The organism is Candidatus Poriferisodalis sp., assembly GCF_965262965.1.
Classification (GTDB): Bacteria; Actinomycetota; Acidimicrobiia; order Acidimicrobiales; family Poriferisodalaceae; genus Poriferisodalis.
Genome location: NZ_OZ253573.1, coordinates 2,924,623 through 2,940,538, shown reverse-complemented (window position 1 = coordinate 2,940,538; position 15,916 = coordinate 2,924,623). Strand labels below are relative to the sequence as shown.

Here is a 15,916-nt window from a genome sequence, read left to right as displayed (position 1 = left end):
TGTGACGGGATTCACCGCGGTCACCAGCACCGAAGCGCACGCGCTGGGCTCGCACCTGGCACCCGACGACGTCAGAGCGTGGGGCTGGCGGGGTTAGGCGGGTGGCTTGACGAGGCTGCTGCGGGCGATGCGCACCCGCGACGGGCCGTTCTTCTCGTCGTCGTCTTGGGGCGGCGCGTACCCAGTCGCAATCGCCGCCACAGCCTCGGCACTCTCGTCGGCAGGGGTATTCGGGTCGTCGAATACCTGATCACGGCCGGCCGGCGTGGCCACCAGGTCCCGCACCCGCGGCAGCATCGTCGCATCCGACGTGCGGGCCTCGTAGCGCACCACCTTGCCCGGCGCGACGAACGGCTCCGGGAAACTCAGGTCCAAAGCGGCACGAACACTGTCGGTGCTGGCCACATCAGAGCGGCTCACCACAGCCCGCAGGATGTCCTCGAGCAGCCCGTCGTCGTCCACGTTGTCCACGTAGCCGTTGAACCGCACCTCGATCGCCGCCTCAGTCACCCCGCCGCTCAGGGCAGCCGTGATCTGCCGGTCGTTCGTGTCCAGGCTCAGCTCGGTATTGCGGATCGAACCGCATCCCCCTGAAGAATCGGGCGGAGGCTCCATCTCGAACAGCGCATTGAATGCGCTATGAGCCTCCAAAGCAGCCCGCAGATCCCGGTTACGGGCCTTGCCGTTGTCGAACCGCACGAACGCGGTCTGGTCGTCGCTGACGACCCGCACATCGATGTCCACGCCACCGCTCGGGGTCCAGTCGCTCGCCACGTCGAAGATGATCGACCACGCATTGCCCGCGGCCCCTTCGGCGTCACCGCCCGCCCGGCCCGAGATGAACGCACTGTTGCCCTCACCCGAGATTGCCGGCGGCACCTGCGCCACCGCCTCGCTGCTGTGACGCAGATCGCTCATCAGCACCGAGGTGATCCGCGGGTTCTCGTCGGGCGCCATGGCCAGATGCGTGCGCTGAGCGCTTGAGTTGCCTTGGGAGTCGGTGACAGCACCCCGCCTGATCACCACCCGATCGCCCGTCTGAAGCGCCTCGGCGAAGATCAGATTGCTCGACACCGGGTCGACGCTCACGGACTGATCCGGGTTGTCACTCCGCAGGTCGACGTCTTCCACGTTCAGCGGGCCGCCGTCGGAAATCCTGACGTCGGCGGTGATCCGGCCGACAAACATGAACACCTCAATCGTCGGACGGGGCCTGGCCGTCGCACGCGCTGTCACCTCCGCCGAAGCGGGCCGGACACGCCGTTCGCTCGCACCTGCGCCGACCGTGGCGTCCGGCACGATCGAGATGATGTCGCGGTCATTCAGCGGGTGCGCGAAGTTCACCGTCACCTGCTCGGGGTCGCACGGGTCGACTGCGCTGACCACTGACACCGGGTTGCCGCTGCCGAGCAATGGCGGCGCGCCGTTCAGCCACACGATGTCGCGCATGATCGACGCCGCCGAAGCATCGCCGCTTGCGACCGACGCGTTGAAGTAAAAGATCACGGCGTAGTCGCCGGGGGCGGGCACGTCGCCGGCATCGATCTTGCCGTCCCCGTTCGTGTCCTGTGCAGCTCCGATTTGCACGCTCAGCGCATCAGCGGAAGCTGATTCGCGCAGCGCCGAATCCACCACGTCGGAGCCCACCGCAGCGGTGCCGCCGATGGCCACGATCTTCAGCTCCAGGTTGTCGCCGTCGGCGCCTACGTCGGGGGTGGCTGCCAGGTAGTCACGCACCGAGGTCGGCAGCGTGTCGTCCACCAGCAGCATCGGCACCAGGTCACCGTCGGCGAATGTGGCGGCCAGCACCGGAGCAGCTGCTACGCCGTCGGGCAGCGCATCACTGTGCACCAGCGCGACGGTGTCCTCCGAGACCGGTCGCAGGTCCGCGGCGCAGCGGCCCATGGCCAGCTCGGCCAGCTCCACCGACGTGCCCGCAGCGGAATCGCCAGCGATGCGGTCGATGTCGTCCACGCCAGCCGCAACCAACGCAGCCTCGACGCTGTCAGCCACCGAATCGGTGCCGCCCACGATCACGACATGCTCGATGTCCTCAGACCGCAGGAACTCCGCCGTGGCCGCCGGCAGGCTCCGCCGAGCAGTCAGCAGCACCGGCACCTCGAGCCGGTACGCCAGTGGGCCCACCATCATGGCGTAGGCCAGCGAGACATCCCCGCCGTTCACCAGGATCGCCGCCGGCTCGTCGCTGCCGCACCACGACGAGCCTCCGCCCAGCTCCGAGCCGATCGCAGCGGCGGTCGCATAACGATCTGCGCCTTGGATGCGGCTCACCTCTGGCGAATTGGGCAGATCCTCGATCTCGTCGAGCACGGAGTCGGCCACGGCAGCTGATCCGCCCAGGATGTAGACAGTTTCGACGCCGTTGTCCTCGATGAAGTCGGCCACACCGTTGTGCAGCTCGTCACGAGGTGTCAGCAGCACGGGAGCGTCCTCATGGCCGGCGAGGCCCGACACCGCCACGGCATCCACCAGCGTCGCGCCCGAGGCAACAAAAACAACCGGCACCTGCCCCAGGCCGCCCTTGCCGGCCGCAAAGTTGCGGGCCAGCCGCCGAGCGGTGTCGTAGCGGTCACGGCCGCCGAACTCACGGGCGTCGCCGACCCCGTCGCTGTTGGTGTCCACCAGCAGCTCCCGCGCAGTGTTGGCCGCTTGCGCCGGCGAACCGGCCACAACGGCCAGCACCGAGGCGCACAGCATCGCGGCCATGACCCCTGCCAGAAAGCGTCGACGGCGGTGTGGTGCAGTGCTCACGGGTCCGTGCCTCTCGATTGAAGCGGCGCCCGACGCGACTGCGAATCAGAGTCGTCCAGCCGTTGAACACCCGATCCGGCCTGCGGGCCTGCCAGTGATGCTAATTCGGCCCCCGTACACCCGACCACCGCCCGCCGGTTCTGTGCTTGACGCGCTTGAGCTGCCGAGCCGAAGCGTTACATTCGGTGGGGTGGGCAAACGTGAGCAAGTCGTTGGCCGGCTCAGGGCCGAGATCCGAGATGCAGCCGCGCGCAACAAGGCAATCGCGATCCCGCCGTGAGCCGCAGCGACACAGAACGGGTCGCGGACATCCGCGCTGCGTGCAGCCGGCTGGCTGAGATCGTCACTTGTGGGCCCGCCACCACGGAGGCGAATCAAATTTTGGGGCCTATATCGGGTGTTAGCCAAAGATGGGGACTCATACGCGTGGCTACACAGCGAGAGTGTCGGGCCGCTAGCTCGTCACGGGTTCCGAGTCTCCTGGCCCCATGAACGCCTTGAGTTGCAATTCTGCAACGTGCGGCGTCGTGTCACCAAACGCGTTGAACCACGCTCGACGCACGCCGTCCGTTGCATACCTGCCGAACGGTCGAGTGTCATGGTCCGGCGTTCCCGGTCGCTGCGGATACGGACTATTCGTCGCGACGTTGACCAGAAACCGAATTGCGTCCGCTACGTCCTGACGGGATCGCGAGGCTCCCCAATCAACCCGGATCAGATGGAGACCGTTCCAACGCCATTGCCGATCGCTCAAGCGTCGGACGCATCCAGTTCCGTGATCATTGCTCCCAATTCTTCCAACGTCACCGAATCATCGAATGAGCGTCCGTCCCGAGCGAGGGCGTCAGCTTCGGCTTGTCCCCGCTTGAGCGCTTCACGAGCAATCGCGTGGTCGCAGCATGTGGGCCGCTTGTTGCGGCGAAGCAGCCTTAGAACGGACACGGAACGTAGGATCTGGTTGCGGTTGTCTCACTCATGCGCGCAGTATTACACAATCCGAGTTAGCACACCACGGCAGCGAGTGCTAAACACCCGTTTCGTGTAACACCCCCTCTCTACCGTAGGGGCATGGGCAAAGCACCAGGCCGCAATGACCGCAAGGGAATGACGCTGATCGAGTTCTTCGACCGTTTCCCCGACGACACCGCAGCGGAGCGGTACCTGGCCGAGGCACGCTGGCCTGACGGGCCGCGTTGCCCTCATGACGGCTGCGGGTCAGCGAACGTGCAGATGGTGAAGTCACGCAAGCCGCAGCCGTTCCGCTGCCGGACGTGCCGCAAGCATTTCAGCGTTCGCACGAACACCCCGATGCACGCATCGAATCTCGGGTTCCGAGTGTGGCTGCTGGCGATGTACCTGATGGTCACCAACCTCAAAGGCACTAGCTCGATGAAGCTGCATCGTGACCTGGGGGTGACGTACCGGACGGCGTGGCATCTGTCGCATCGCATCCGCGAAGCATGGACCGATCAGCAGACGTTCAGCCTGTTCGCCGGACCGGTAGAGGTCGATGAGACCTACATCGGCGGGAAGGCCAAGAACATGCACGCCCACAAGCGTGCCCAGTTGACCGGCCGCGGCGGGGTGGACAAGACCGCAGTGGTCGGCGTGAAGGACCGTGCCACGAATCGGGTGATTGCCGGTCCGGTCGCGGACACCACCGCGCCGACGCTGACCGGCGCGGTCGAGACCACCACCGAGCAGGGTGCGACGGTGTTCACTGACGAGCACAAGGCGTACACACCGCTCGCCAGCTTGGGATACGCACACGCAGCGGTCGCTCACTCGGCTCGCGAGTTCGTGCGCGGCCCCGTTCACACGAACGGCATCGAGTCGCTGTGGTCGATGTTCAAGCGTGGCTACGTCGGGACGTATCACCAGATGTCGGTGAAGCATCTGCACCGCTACGTGAACGAGTCACCGGTCGCCACAACCTGCGTCCTGAGCACACCGACACGCAGTTGACGCTCACCGCACTGGCGATGAACGGCAAGCGGCTCCCGTACGCCACGCTGGTCGCTGGCACGGCAGGCACCACTGCGGAGCCGGACCGCACCGAGCCGTGGTAACCGGGCAGGCTCCCCCGCTCGCTGCCGGTCGCGTACTGTTGTCCACGACATGGCGAAGACAACCCGCCGTGTAGAGCAGACGAGGGAACCAGCGATGGGCGACAAGAAACCCGATCCGGCACGCGACGACACCGGCCGTGACCTTGCCGAGCCGATCCCCGACAGCTTCGACAACGTGGTCGCCGCGGTGATGCGCACCCCAGCGAAAAAGAACTGGCGCTACCAGACCGAGCGATGACCTCCCCGAACTGGGCGAACCGGTCGTTGTTCCATCACGACAACCTGCCCGTGCTGCGAGGGATGAACAGCAACAGCGTCGATCTGATCGCGACGGACCCGCCGTTCAACAAAGGCAAAGACTTCCACGCCACACCCGACAGCCTCGCTGCGGGTGCGAAATTCCAGGACCGATGGCGTTGGGATGACGACATCGAGGGCGAATGGATTGACCAGCTAGGAGACTGCTGATTTATTGGGCGCGATTTCCGCGTGCGGGGTGGGGGCGCGCGGGACAATGTCGGGGTGCAGGGCTCAGCGGTTCAGGATCGGGTGTTGTTGGACGCGGCGGCGGTGTGCGGGCATCTTGTGCCGCCGGGGTCGGTGTATGCGCTGTTGGCCGAGCATCGTGGCCGGCTGTTCGGTGACGAGTTGTTCGAGGATCTGTTCGGGTCGGGTCGGGGCCGTCCGTCGGTGCCGGGCGAGGTGATCGCTGCGGTGATGGTGCTGCAGGCTCTCGAGGGCCTGTCGGACCGTGAGGCGTGTCGGCGGTTGCAGACCGATGTGGGGTGGAAGGCCGCGGCAGGGCTGGCGCTGACCGAGGCGGCGTTCCATCCCACGGTTTTGACTCTGTGGCGCAACAAGCTGCGCGCGAGCGGCCGCCCGGATCGGGTGTTCGACGCGGTGCGCGAGCTGATCGCTGTGACGGGCGCTGTGGCTGGCAGCGCTCGGCGGGTGCTCGATTCCACGGTGCTCGACGACGCTGTGGCCCGTCAGGACACTGTGACGATGGTGACGAACCAGATCCGGCGGGTCCGCAGGCTGGTTCCCGAGCTGGGCGAGGTGCCGGTGCGCGAACGCAATCTGGGCCCGGCCGCGCCGGTGGTGGACTGGTGCGATCCCGCCGACGCCGAGCGGCTGGTGTCCGAGCTGGTCGACGACGCTGTGGAACTGGCTGCGGCTGCGGCGGATCTCGATCTCGACGCTGCTCAGGCCGACGCGGTGGGCCTGTTGGGGCTGGTCGCGGGCCAAGACGTGGAGCCCGCCGGGGGGCCGGGACGGTGGCGGATCGCCCGCGGCACCGCGAAGGGCCGGGTGATCAGCGTGGTGGATCCCGAGTCGCGTCACACCCACAAGACCTCTCACAGCTACCGCGACGGCTACAAGGCCCACATCGCGGCCGAGCCCGACACCGGGCTGGTCACCGCTGCTGATCTCACCGGCGGCGACGCCGGCGACGCGGACGCAGCGATGGGGCTGCTCGACGGCGAGCCCGCCGGCACCACGGTGCTCGCCGACAGCGCTTATGGCACCGGGCAGCTTCGCGCCGATCTCGTCGAGCGCGCCATGGACGCGGTGATCAAGCCGCCGCCGCTGAGCGTCGCCGTCGAGGGCGGCTACAGCATCGACGACTTCGACATCGACTACAGCATCGACGCCGACACAGGCGAGTTCTCCGGCACCGTGGCCTGCCCCGAAGGCCACACCGTGCACATCACCCCCAAAGGCAACGCCCGCTTCGGCCGACACTGCGCCCGATGCCCCCAACGCGACCGCTGCACCACCGCCGAGAACGGACGCGTCATCAAGATCCACCCCCACCACGAACTGCTCAAAGCAGCACGCGTCCAAGCCCGCACCGACCGGTTCCAGCACCAATACCGCACCGTGCGGCCCATGGCCGAAAGAACCATCGCGTGGATCGTGCGCCGCAACCGAAGATGCCCCTACCTCGGCACCGCCAACAACCGGCACTGGCTGCGGCTGCGCGCCGCAGCAGTCAACCTCCAACGCCTCACCAGCCTCGGACTCCACCACAACGGCACCACCTGGGCCATCACCTGACCCAACCCCCACCGACAAGCCGAACCCGCAGCCCACAACCGAACCCCGCCGCGCCCCAACCCACGACCACAGCCCAACCAAGCCCAAGACACCGACACACCAACCGACTTACTCAGCAGTCTCCTAGAAGACGACTGGCCCGCTGTGTGGACTGTCGTGGCTGCTGCGCGGTCCAGTTGGGGTGACGACCTCGGCGCGTTCCTCTGCTACATGGCCGTCAGGCTTGTAGAAATGCACCGTATTCTGAAGCCGACCGGCTCGCTGTAGCTGCACTGCGACCCCACCGCGTCGCATTACCTCAAACAACTACTAGACGCCATATTCGGCAGACACCAGTTCCGCAACGAGATTATCTGGCACTACGGAAAAATGAGCAATACCAGCTCCAACTTCCCAAGGAACCACGACATCATCTTGCGCTATACCAAGAGCGACGACTTCTGCTTCAATCCGATCAAAGGTGACGAATCAGAATACAGAAACCGCTACCTGCGACACCTTGATTCAAACGATTGCGTCACATATGGCAGAGTCAAGACCTCAACCGACAAACTGATACTAGGGCGTATCAAGAAAGTTGAGAAGAGCCTTGGGCGGGCTATCAACGACAACGACGTGCTGTTTGATTTCAACCTTGAATTCAAGATCCAATCGGATGTCATCTACGTTCCGATCATCAAGGGCAACGCGAGAGAACGAACTGGCTATCCTACACAAAAACCGTTAGCGCTATACGAGAAATTTGTCACGGCTGCCAGCAACCCCGGCGACATCGTGCTAGACCCATTCTGCGGTTGTGCCACAACACCGATTGCGGCGGAACGCCTGGATCGTCAATGGGTCGGTATCGACATCTGGGACCGAGCACACGAAGTAGTCATCGACCGGTTGCGCAAAGAGGGACTGGCAGCACCGGACACAGACGAAGATCGGCTGGTCACGTTCGGAGACATCACCTACACGATGGAGCCGCCTGTACGCACCGACGACGGGGAGACAGCGGCACCGTTCCTGCAAGTCACCGAACGCTACGCGGAACCGGACGGCCGGCGAATGTCCCGCGCCGCCATGGTCGAATATCTCCTCGCTCAGCGCGGCTCCGCATGCCAAGGCTGCGACCGCACCTTCGATGATGCCCGGTATCTGCAACTGGACCACAACACCCCGCGGTCGGATGGCGGCATCAACCACATCACGAACAGGGTGCTGCTGTGCGGTCCCTGCAACCAACTCAAGAGCAACATCTACACACTGAGCGGGCTACGCCGACAGAACCGCAAACACAGCTACATGGCCGATCAGAGGTAGGGCTGGGGCTGTCCGAGCCCGACACTCTCGCTGTGTAGCCACGCGTATGAGTCCCCATCTTTGGCTAAGGAGCCGCCATACGTTAACTCGCGGGATGTAGTGTTGGGTGTGTGGAGTTGTCGGTGGCCGATGCGAGGGTGTTCTTCGAGACCGTTATGCCGCATCTGGGCGAGCGGCAGCGGCGCGTCGTGACCGGCGCGATGGCTGAGGCGCTGGGTCGTGGCGGGCAGGCGTTCGTGGCGGGGGCGTCGGGGGTCTCGACGTCGACGTTGTCCAAGGCGGTACGTGAGGTGCGCGCCGGGGCGGAGCCGTGGGATCGTCAGCGCGCCGAGGGCGGCGGGGACCGCCCGGCGGTCGACAAGCAGCCTGGTCTGCTCGAAGCGCTTGACGAGCTGGTGCATCCCGGCACGCGGGGCAGCCCGATGTCGCCGCTGCGCTGGACGCTGAAGTCGACGTATCAGCTCGCACGCGAGCTCGCCGGGCAGGGCTTCAAGGCGTCCGCGGAGCTGGTGCGCCGGCTGCTGCATCAGATGGGCTACTCGTTGCAGGCGCCGGCCAAGCAGAACGAGGGAGCCGGCCACCCCGACCGCGACGCCCAGTTCGAGTACCTCAACCGGCTGGCCTCGGAGCGCCTCGCCGCCGGCGACCCCGTGATCAGCGTGGACACGAAGAAGAAAGAGCTGATCGGGCCCTACGCCAACGGCGGCGCCGAGTGGCAGCCCGCCGGGGAACCCCAGCGGGTGAGCGTGCACGACTTCGCTGATCGGGCGCTGGGCGAGTTCGCCAAGGCCATCCCCTACGGCGTCTACGACGTCGCCAACAACGCCGGCTGGGTCAACGTCGGCGACTCCGCCGACACAGCCGAGTTCGCCGTGGAGTCCATCCGCCGCTGGTGGAACACCCTGGGCCGCGACCGGTTCCCGACCGCGACCCGGCTGCTGATCACCGCCGACGCCGGCGGCTCCAACGGCTACCGGCCCCGCGCCTGGAAGTGGTTCCTCGCCCAACTCGCCGCCGAGACCGGCCTCGAGATCACCATCGTGCACTACCCGCCCGGCACCAGCAAGTGGAACAAGATCGAACACCGCCTCTTCAGCTTCATCTCCATGAACTGGCGAGGCCGACCCCTCACCGACATCGCCACGATCATCGAGCTCATCGCCTCCACCACCACCCAAACCGGACTCACCGTGCAAGCCGCCTACGACCCCGGCTGGTACCAACGCGGCATCAAGATCACCAACACACAAATGGAACAACTGCCGCTGTGCCCCCACCACTGGCACGGCGAATGGAACTACACCATCACACCCAACTGAACACGCGACCTAACTCGCGGCGGACCCTAACGCATCAATTCCATAACTCTTCAATGTGGATCGAAGCCTCATTAGATTTCATACAGACGGGTTATTGTCGGCGGCTTGGTCGTAGCCAAGATACGATTCTCCAGGAAAACGCACTTCAGACGGCACCGTTGCTCGCCGCTATAAGTCCATAGAAGTGAGTTCCCGCCTCGGATGTCCTTATGGCAAGATCCAAATATCGACGCGACATTGGAAACGTCCGAAGTGCGATAGTGGGGCCGCAGCTCCAGCGAGTGGTCACATACGTAGAGTCGTCGCTCTCGTAATCCGGCGCGCAAATTACTAGCTCTTCGTCTGATTCAATAATCAACATCGATCTAGTGGTGCTGATCGAGATGGGATTGCGGTCGTAGTAGCCCAACACGCTAGCTTCTTGTGAGGATTTGCGTCCTAGTGGGTCCTTGTCAAGGCTCACTGCAAGCACTTGTCCGTCAGAGAGAAACACCAATCGGCGTCTCGCAAACATGACGTAGTCAATCTTACTATCAGACAATTGTTGACCGTGGGTGCTGTCGATTATATGCGCTGGTTCGAGACTAATAAGGGCCGAACGTCTATTGAGATCATCACTCGGCGACGTGTCGAGTATCTCGCCATTCAAGTATTGGTAACTAGATCTACCGGTGAAATTAAAGAGACCGCCGCTGCCATATGTCAAACGCTGAGACTGCTCTGCTACCAGCACTCTTTGCGGTGAAACATCTCGAACGGACTCATAGTTGTTGAATGTGACAATCAGGCCTTCATCGCCGCACGATGCGGCGAGTGCACCGAGACTCGCGGCTGAACAATAGCAGGGAAGAGCAAGCGTACGTTCCAGCACTATCTCGTTCGACCATTCGTCTACAGTTCTCGGAAGATCGAGTTCAAACAAACCTCCGTCTGTTGCAAGGTGCATTCTGTCGAGATAAATCATCACATCCATAAGGCAATCCGCTTCGATCGTTGTCCGAAACCTATTGTGCGGAATAAGTGATGCGTCGATCTTGATGTTGACGTCGGTGCCGAGCCCCGAGAGATATTGAGCGGATGTATACTGGAAGCGCTTGGCTCCGATACGGTTAGAGTGAAATAGCAAGAAGCAAACGCCGTCCGCAACAATTGGCTCGTCCCATAGTTCCCTTCGAATAATCGACTCGATGTCGTTGATGGAAAAGACGATCAAATCGCCGTCGAAAGTCCATGCATATAGCGATGTGCGGTAGACGAATACATCTTCGATTGGAAAGCCCTGTAGATGAACGTCGACGTAGTTCACAGCTAAACCTTGAGACGTCGAATGCGAGCGCCTTGGGCCTTTGTGATCAAGCGGTTGGTTATCCAGGACTGGATTACTTGGCCCGGAGGTCGATACCTCCACTGATTGCGGCCTGATTTAGCTGATACTGGATATCCGTGCCATGTACCACTCGTTTGCGGCCCAACGAAATAGGCCAGTCGTTCACCGCCGGTTCCCACGACACTCATTGACGGCCGGACGGACCAGAGATTGGCAGCATCATCTCTCCATCCGTGTTTGAGGGCTACGCAAAATGTAAGATACTCTTGATGGACTGTGAATGTGGGCAACCACTGGCTCTTGTTATGCGTGCCATCGCGATGATATCCAACTGCAATATAGGCATCGCAGCAGTTGTTGCCCGAATAGTACGTTCCTGCCTGTTGAGGTACCGCAGTCCGCGCGAATGTTGTTTGGCTCAGCATTGGTTCGAGTTGCCGCTTTTCGGTTCGCTCGTGGAAGTTACATGGGCATACGGATAGGTGGAGCAGAGGCTTGCGCCTAGAGGTTAGCTGTGCTGTTCTCGTTTTCCCATCAGGTCTGTCTCTCACGAAAGAGCGTAACAATCAAGTATCTACGACAGGGTCAAGAGTAGGAATGGCTGGGCCAGCGGCGGGCAGTGATGCGGTCGCGTTGGTCTTGGTCGCGGAATGCGACTGTCGATGTGGGGGTGCGGAGCCAGGCGATCTGGTCGTCGCCTCGGCGTTCGTACACGGGGAAGCCTGATGGGTCGATGTTGATGCGGGCGAGGTGGTCGTCGTCGACGGTGTGGGATTCGATTCCCATCAGCGGCAGCACCGAGTCCCCGAGCCGGCTCCGGATTGACTTCTCCAGGTGCTGACCTCACAGGTCACCCTCGCCGCGCTCGGAGATCGTGGCGAAGTCGTCCTCTGGCGCGCGGACGGAACCGTCGTCGACTACGCCCACCAGCAGCGTTCCGCCGAGTGGAGAGTTGGTGAACCCAGCGATGGTCTTGATGAGAGCGTCTGGCCCTTCGCCTTTTGTTGGGATGAGGGTGGGTTGAGGGTCCGTTTGTAGGGGTCGAGGCCCTGCTGGGATCGGTGTTGTGAGACGCCGAACCCTGGAGGGCCTCGATGAAGCGTGATGTTATGTCGGTGCGGCTGTGGCTGCCGCGTGTCGAAGTGCTGGGGGTGGTGGTCGACGCGCCTGAGCGGCTGGTGGTGCGGGTGCGCTCGACGGTGCGCCGCCCGTGTTGTCCTGATTGCGGGACCCCGAGCGGGAAGGCTCATGATCGCCGTGACCGGGAGATCCGCGACTTGGAGGTGTCGGGCCGGCCGGTGACGCTGGTGTTCGAGCAGCGGCGCATGGTCTGCGGCGTCTGCGGCGGCCGGCGGTTCATGGAGGACCACCCGGCGTTCGAGGGCCGTGTCACGGCGCGTCTGGCCCGTCGGCTGGTGGCCGACGCGCGTCAGATGACGGTCAACGCGGCGGCGAAGCGTCACAAGGTGGGCTGGAAGCTGGTCAACGCTTTGGTGGTGGCCTGGGCGGGTCTGGTCGCCGACCATCGTCGGCGGCAAAGGTGTCGGGTGCTGTTGGTGGACGAGACCTCGATCCGCAAGCGGCACCGGTATGTGACGGTGCTCGTCAACGGCGACACCGGCGAGGTGCTCGCCATGGTGCCCCACCGCGACACCCAGGCTCTGAGCGGCTTTCTGGCTGCCCAGGGGCATAGATGGTGCCGCGGCGTGAAGGTCGTGGTGTCCGACGGCTCCAAGGCGTACAAGGCAGCCATAGAGGCGCGGCTCGGCCACGCCCGCCATGTGCTGGACCGGTTCCACGTCATCAGATGGTTCCAAGCCGGCCTGATCGCTGTGCGCCGCGACGTGCAGCGTCGCCCCGAAGGCTCCAAACCGGCATTCGATCCCGAAGTGTTCCGATCCAGGTTCTTGCTCATGCGTCGGCCCGACAAGCTCGACGCGGCCGAGCAGTCCCGGCTCGACGCGCTGTTCGCCGCCCACCCGCGGCTCAAAGCAGCATGGGACGCGCTCGGCGAGCTGCACCAGCTCTATCTCGCCGACGACCGCGAAGGCGCCCTCGAAGCGCTCGACCGGTTCGCCGACATCTACGGCACCGGCGACATACCCGAGTTCAGCGACACCGTCGACACATTCCTCGCCTGGCACCAGCAGATCCTCAACTGGCACCAAACGGGACGGCCCAGCAACGGCCGCATCGAAGGAACCAACAACCTGCTCCAAGTCCTGCGACGCCGAGCCCACGGCTTCACCAACTACGCCAACTTCGAAGCCCGCGGCCTCCTCCTAACATGAACCCCGCCGAGCCCAGCAGCCCGAATCCCAACAAAAGACGAAGGCTCGAGCGTCTTCGGGGCGGCCGCCCTTGCGTTGCTGGCCAATGTCCGAGCTTGGTCGCGTCAGCCGGTTATCCCGTTCCTAAGGAATGCGTTCCGACGGCGCAAGAAGCCGAAGCTTGGCGCTGTTGCGCAAGGACTTGGGCTCGACCGACTTGGGCTATGACGCTGACGGTCGGGGGAGCTCGACGACCACTCGTTGCGCGTTGTCCAGCAGGCGGGGGCGGTCCGGCTCGCGAAGGTAGATCATTCGTAGCCGTCGTTCGGTCATGCCCGCGAGACTTGCGATCTCAGCAATCGACAGCCCTTCGTGTTGGAGTGCCTCGATCATTCTTCGTATGAGGCTTGGCTCCTCCGGTTCAAACTCTGCCGGTTCGCGTCTCCGCCCTCCCGGCTGGGTGCTGAGTTCGATCTCCAAGTGTTTTCGCCACTGTGGGTCAATCGTTCCTACGTCGAGCGCTCGTCGAATGAGGAAGGCAATTGAGACACGCCAGCGCTGCTTGAGTAGAACGAGGCGTCTAAACGTTATGGACCGCAGTTCTCGGCGAGCCTCGTCCTGCGGCATAAGCAGTTCGGCCGCGAAAGCGTCAGCCTGCACCTCGAGTATTGAGCGTTCCGCGTCATCTGGGGCGATCACGGCCTCATGGCGTAGTACTACGTGCCCGAGTTCGTGGGCGAGCGTGTACCGCCTACGGCTGGCCGGGTGGGAGTCGTTGACCGTGATCACCCAGTCGCACAACGTGCCTGGATGAGACGTCGCAGATTGCTTCGGATGGAAACAGTTCATGAGCACGACTGGAATCCCAGTGCTCTCGATCAGTTCGACAAGATTCGGGAGGGGACCAGCGGGTACACGCCATGACCTCCGCACATACGCCGCCGCGTCAACCGGTCCAGTGCCAACCGGAACCCGAGGGATTTCGAGTGACGGTACGAGGTCGATTTCGGCGAGGAGCGAATCGACCTCAAGAACGCGCATCTTGACCTGGGCGTTAGCGAGATGGTGTGGCTTCGCCGGAAGCGTTTTCATCCTTCGGTGAACCATCGCCGAAACCGAATCGTCGAGTGGCAGCCTGCCTCTGAGGAGGAACGATTCCGGGACATCGCACGCATCGCACCAGTACGGAATTAGGTCGGACGGGATGTCCTTCTCGCCGTGCTCAACCTGCGACACGAAGGGTTGGCTCTTCCCCAACTTCTTTGCCAATTGACCTTGAGTAAGGCCAGCTCCGACTCGGGCGAGCTCGATCAGTTTGGGTTCCACTACTCCGCCGAAGTCCCAGCTTCTGGCTTGAGATCTATGGCTCGCCTTGCGGAAACCGCCGCTGGGGCTGCCGGTACCGAAGGCAGCGGCAGGATCGGGGCGACCGGTGCCATGCCACCAGATGCAAGTTCCTCGAGGTCAACAAACCACTCGACCCGCTGCTTGTGCATGGGCCCTGCGCAGTACTTGACGACGACGGACTGGCCGGCAAGACCGGTGCGCCGCGAGTACGTCGTTCCGGCGGTCACATAGATGAGCGGCTCGAGGCCGGGGAGGACGGCTTGCCGGCTAATCATCTCCTGTTGCTCAGATTGATGATTGGAGGATCGAAGGTTGGCGCCAAGCTTCTTGACGCGAATGGCGTAGATGTCATCGATAGTCCAAAAATGCTGATTCTTGACGGTCACCATGCGAACGCCTGGGTGTGACTCAAGGTCGGCCATGCCATTGACGGCGAAGTCGAAGGCTATGACTGGTTCTGTTCGCGCTTCAGTGAAGCCTTCCCGGGCGGTCACCGCGCGGGCGCGATCGCTCGACGAGGCCAAGGCGTCAAAGAGGGCCGCAGCCCGCTCCGGTCCAATCGTGGTGCGGAAGTGCTCTTCGGATCCAACCATGAAAGATATTATAAGCAGCTTCATAACCCGAACGGCGGACCTATCAGCGGGCATCGCGTCGGTGTGGAGCGATGCGAACGGCCGATTCACACTGGAGGAGCGGGTCCGAGGCAGCCGCACGCTGGAACCGACCATGCGTGTCATGTTTTGGGGGTGGCAGCGCCGGCGGGGATGGCTCACACCGACGTGCCCTGCTGTGGCCGGTTCGGCTGTGGCGGTGGCTTTCTAGTTGAGTGCCTCCCCGCCGGTTCGATGCCTCGGCGATATCGCTTGATTGGAGCGTGAACACCCCTCATCGAGGTGGCCCGACGCATGTGTGCGCACCGCCGAGGCCAGCCTGGCACACCCGACCAAAGGAGGCACAACATGACTGTGGTGGGCATCGACACCCACAAAGACACTCTTGCTGCGTGCGCTGCGGACAACACCGGCCGCCCGTTGGAGCATCGCAGCTTCGCGAACACGCCCAAAGGGCATGCCGAGCTGGCCGGCTGGGTCCAGCACCACAGCGCGACCCTGGTCGCCATCGAAGGCTCAGGCAACTACGGCCGACCCGCCGCAACAGCGCTGAGCGACGTAGGCGCGCCGGTCGTCGAGGTGCCCCCGCAGATGACAGCAGTAACACGCCGTCGCCAGCGCACCGGCGCCAAGACCGATCCCGGCGACGCGCCTGGCGATCGCCCGAGTCGGTCTTCGTGTGCCCTGCCTGCCCCCGCCGCGGCCCGGCGGCGGCACCGAGGAGCTGCGCTGTTTGGTGCGATACCGACGCGAACTCGTCGCCGACCGAATCCGCCAGGCTAACCGACTGCAGGCAGATCTCGAGCAGCTGCGGCCCGGATACCACCACCGT

General features: G+C 63.5%; 13 protein-coding genes. 8 read left to right on the top strand and 5 right to left on the bottom strand.

All coding sequences use genetic code 11. The annotated features are described in order from the left end of the window. Positions 1 to 93 precede the first annotated feature (93 nt). Positions 94 to 2,772 (bottom strand): cell wall-binding repeat-containing protein, encoded by a 2,679-nt coding sequence (locus ACQY5K_RS14155; RefSeq protein ID WP_428116425.1) that lies wholly within the window; start codon positions 2,770 to 2,772, stop codon positions 94 to 96. Positions 2,773 to 3,840: 1,068 nt separating this feature from the next. On the opposite strand from ACQY5K_RS14155, the gene ACQY5K_RS14150 reads away from it, so the two are divergent. From ACQY5K_RS14150 to ACQY5K_RS14125, 6 genes are all read left to right on the top strand, one after another. Beyond that, positions 3,841 to 4,737, top strand: coding sequence for an IS1595 family transposase (locus ACQY5K_RS14150; RefSeq protein WP_428116423.1), 897 nt, complete (start codon positions 3,841 to 3,843; stop codon positions 4,735 to 4,737). Positions 4,738 to 4,935: 198 nt separating this feature from the next. After that, entirely contained in the window at positions 4,936 to 5,079 is a 144-nt protein-coding gene (locus tag ACQY5K_RS14145) for a hypothetical protein (protein ID WP_428116420.1), read from the top strand. Further along, positions 5,076 to 5,309 carry a hypothetical protein gene (locus ACQY5K_RS14140; protein ID WP_428116418.1) on the top strand — a complete coding sequence of 78 codons (234 nt, stop codon included), beginning with the start codon at positions 5,076 to 5,078 and terminating at the stop codon, positions 5,307 to 5,309. Before ACQY5K_RS14145 ends, ACQY5K_RS14140 begins: the two co-directional genes overlap by 4 nt. Positions 5,310 to 5,363: 54 nt before the next feature. Beyond that, a complete protein-coding gene (locus tag ACQY5K_RS14135; protein ID WP_428116415.1) occupies positions 5,364 to 6,902 on the top strand; it encodes an IS1182 family transposase in 1,539 nt (512 codons plus the stop codon). 267 nt (positions 6,903 to 7,169) lie between these two features. After that, positions 7,170 to 8,210 carry a DNA methyltransferase gene (locus tag ACQY5K_RS14130; protein ID WP_428122708.1) on the top strand — a complete coding sequence of 347 codons (1,041 nt, stop codon included), beginning with the start codon at positions 7,170 to 7,172 and terminating at the stop codon, positions 8,208 to 8,210. A gap of 155 nt (positions 8,211 to 8,365) precedes the next feature. Further along, the gene (locus ACQY5K_RS14125; protein ID WP_428122705.1) at positions 8,366 to 9,529 is read left to right on the top strand and encodes an ISAzo13 family transposase; all 1,164 of its coding nucleotides are present in this window, start codon (positions 8,366 to 8,368) and stop codon (positions 9,527 to 9,529) included. Positions 9,530 to 9,674: 145 nt separating this feature from the next. Here ACQY5K_RS14125 and ACQY5K_RS14120 read toward each other — a convergent pair whose 3' ends face one another. Next, complete coding sequence (locus ACQY5K_RS14120) at positions 9,675 to 10,835, bottom strand: hypothetical protein (protein WP_428116414.1); 1,161 nt, start codon at positions 10,833 to 10,835, stop codon at positions 9,675 to 9,677. Positions 10,836 to 11,441: 606 nt separating this feature from the next. Next, a complete protein-coding gene (locus tag ACQY5K_RS14115; RefSeq protein WP_428116412.1) occupies positions 11,442 to 11,642 on the bottom strand; it encodes a hypothetical protein in 201 nt (66 codons plus the stop codon). A 308-nt stretch (positions 11,643 to 11,950) separates the two neighbouring features. On the opposite strand from ACQY5K_RS14115, the gene ACQY5K_RS14110 reads away from it, so the two are divergent. After that, the gene (locus tag ACQY5K_RS14110) at positions 11,951 to 13,147 is read left to right on the top strand and encodes an ISL3 family transposase (RefSeq protein WP_428114698.1); all 1,197 of its coding nucleotides are present in this window, start codon (positions 11,951 to 11,953) and stop codon (positions 13,145 to 13,147) included. A 201-nt stretch (positions 13,148 to 13,348) separates the two neighbouring features. Here the strand turns inward: ACQY5K_RS14110 and ACQY5K_RS14105 are convergent, their stop codons facing one another. Together ACQY5K_RS14105 and ACQY5K_RS14100 are read right to left on the bottom strand one after the other, a co-directional pair. Beyond that, positions 13,349 to 14,452, bottom strand: coding sequence for a helix-turn-helix domain-containing protein (locus ACQY5K_RS14105; RefSeq protein ID WP_428116411.1), 1,104 nt, complete (start codon positions 14,450 to 14,452; stop codon positions 13,349 to 13,351). Next, the gene (locus tag ACQY5K_RS14100; RefSeq protein WP_428116410.1) at positions 14,452 to 15,066 is read right to left on the bottom strand and encodes a hypothetical protein; all 615 of its coding nucleotides are present in this window, start codon (positions 15,064 to 15,066) and stop codon (positions 14,452 to 14,454) included. The genes ACQY5K_RS14105 and ACQY5K_RS14100 overlap by 1 nt, the downstream gene beginning before the upstream one ends. A 366-nt stretch (positions 15,067 to 15,432) precedes the next feature. Here ACQY5K_RS14100 and ACQY5K_RS14095 point away from each other — a divergent pair, with 366 nt between their 5' ends. Further along, positions 15,433 to 15,867, top strand: a complete 435-nt coding sequence (locus ACQY5K_RS14095) for an IS110 family transposase (RefSeq protein ID WP_428116407.1) — start codon at positions 15,433 to 15,435, stop codon at positions 15,865 to 15,867. The last annotated feature ends 49 nt before the right edge of the window (positions 15,868 to 15,916 follow it).

Coding starts and splice junctions, on each gene's coding strand:
- ACQY5K_RS14125 (WP_428122705.1), top strand. CDS start 8,366: ATGCCGCATCTGGGCGAGCGGCAGCGGCGCGTCGTGACCGGCGCGATG.
- ACQY5K_RS14115 (WP_428116412.1), bottom strand. CDS start 11,642: ATGGGAATCGAATCCCACACCGTCGACGACGACCACCTCGCCCGCATC.
- ACQY5K_RS14150 (WP_428116423.1), top strand. CDS start 3,841: ATGGGCAAAGCACCAGGCCGCAATGACCGCAAGGGAATGACGCTGATC.
- ACQY5K_RS14110 (WP_428114698.1), top strand. CDS start 11,951: ATGAAGCGTGATGTTATGTCGGTGCGGCTGTGGCTGCCGCGTGTCGAA.
- ACQY5K_RS14140 (WP_428116418.1), top strand. CDS start 5,076: ATGACCTCCCCGAACTGGGCGAACCGGTCGTTGTTCCATCACGACAAC.
- ACQY5K_RS14145 (WP_428116420.1), top strand. CDS start 4,936: ATGGGCGACAAGAAACCCGATCCGGCACGCGACGACACCGGCCGTGAC.
- ACQY5K_RS14095 (WP_428116407.1), top strand. CDS start 15,433: ATGACTGTGGTGGGCATCGACACCCACAAAGACACTCTTGCTGCGTGC.
- ACQY5K_RS14100 (WP_428116410.1), bottom strand. CDS start 15,066: ATGGTTGGATCCGAAGAGCACTTCCGCACCACGATTGGACCGGAGCGG.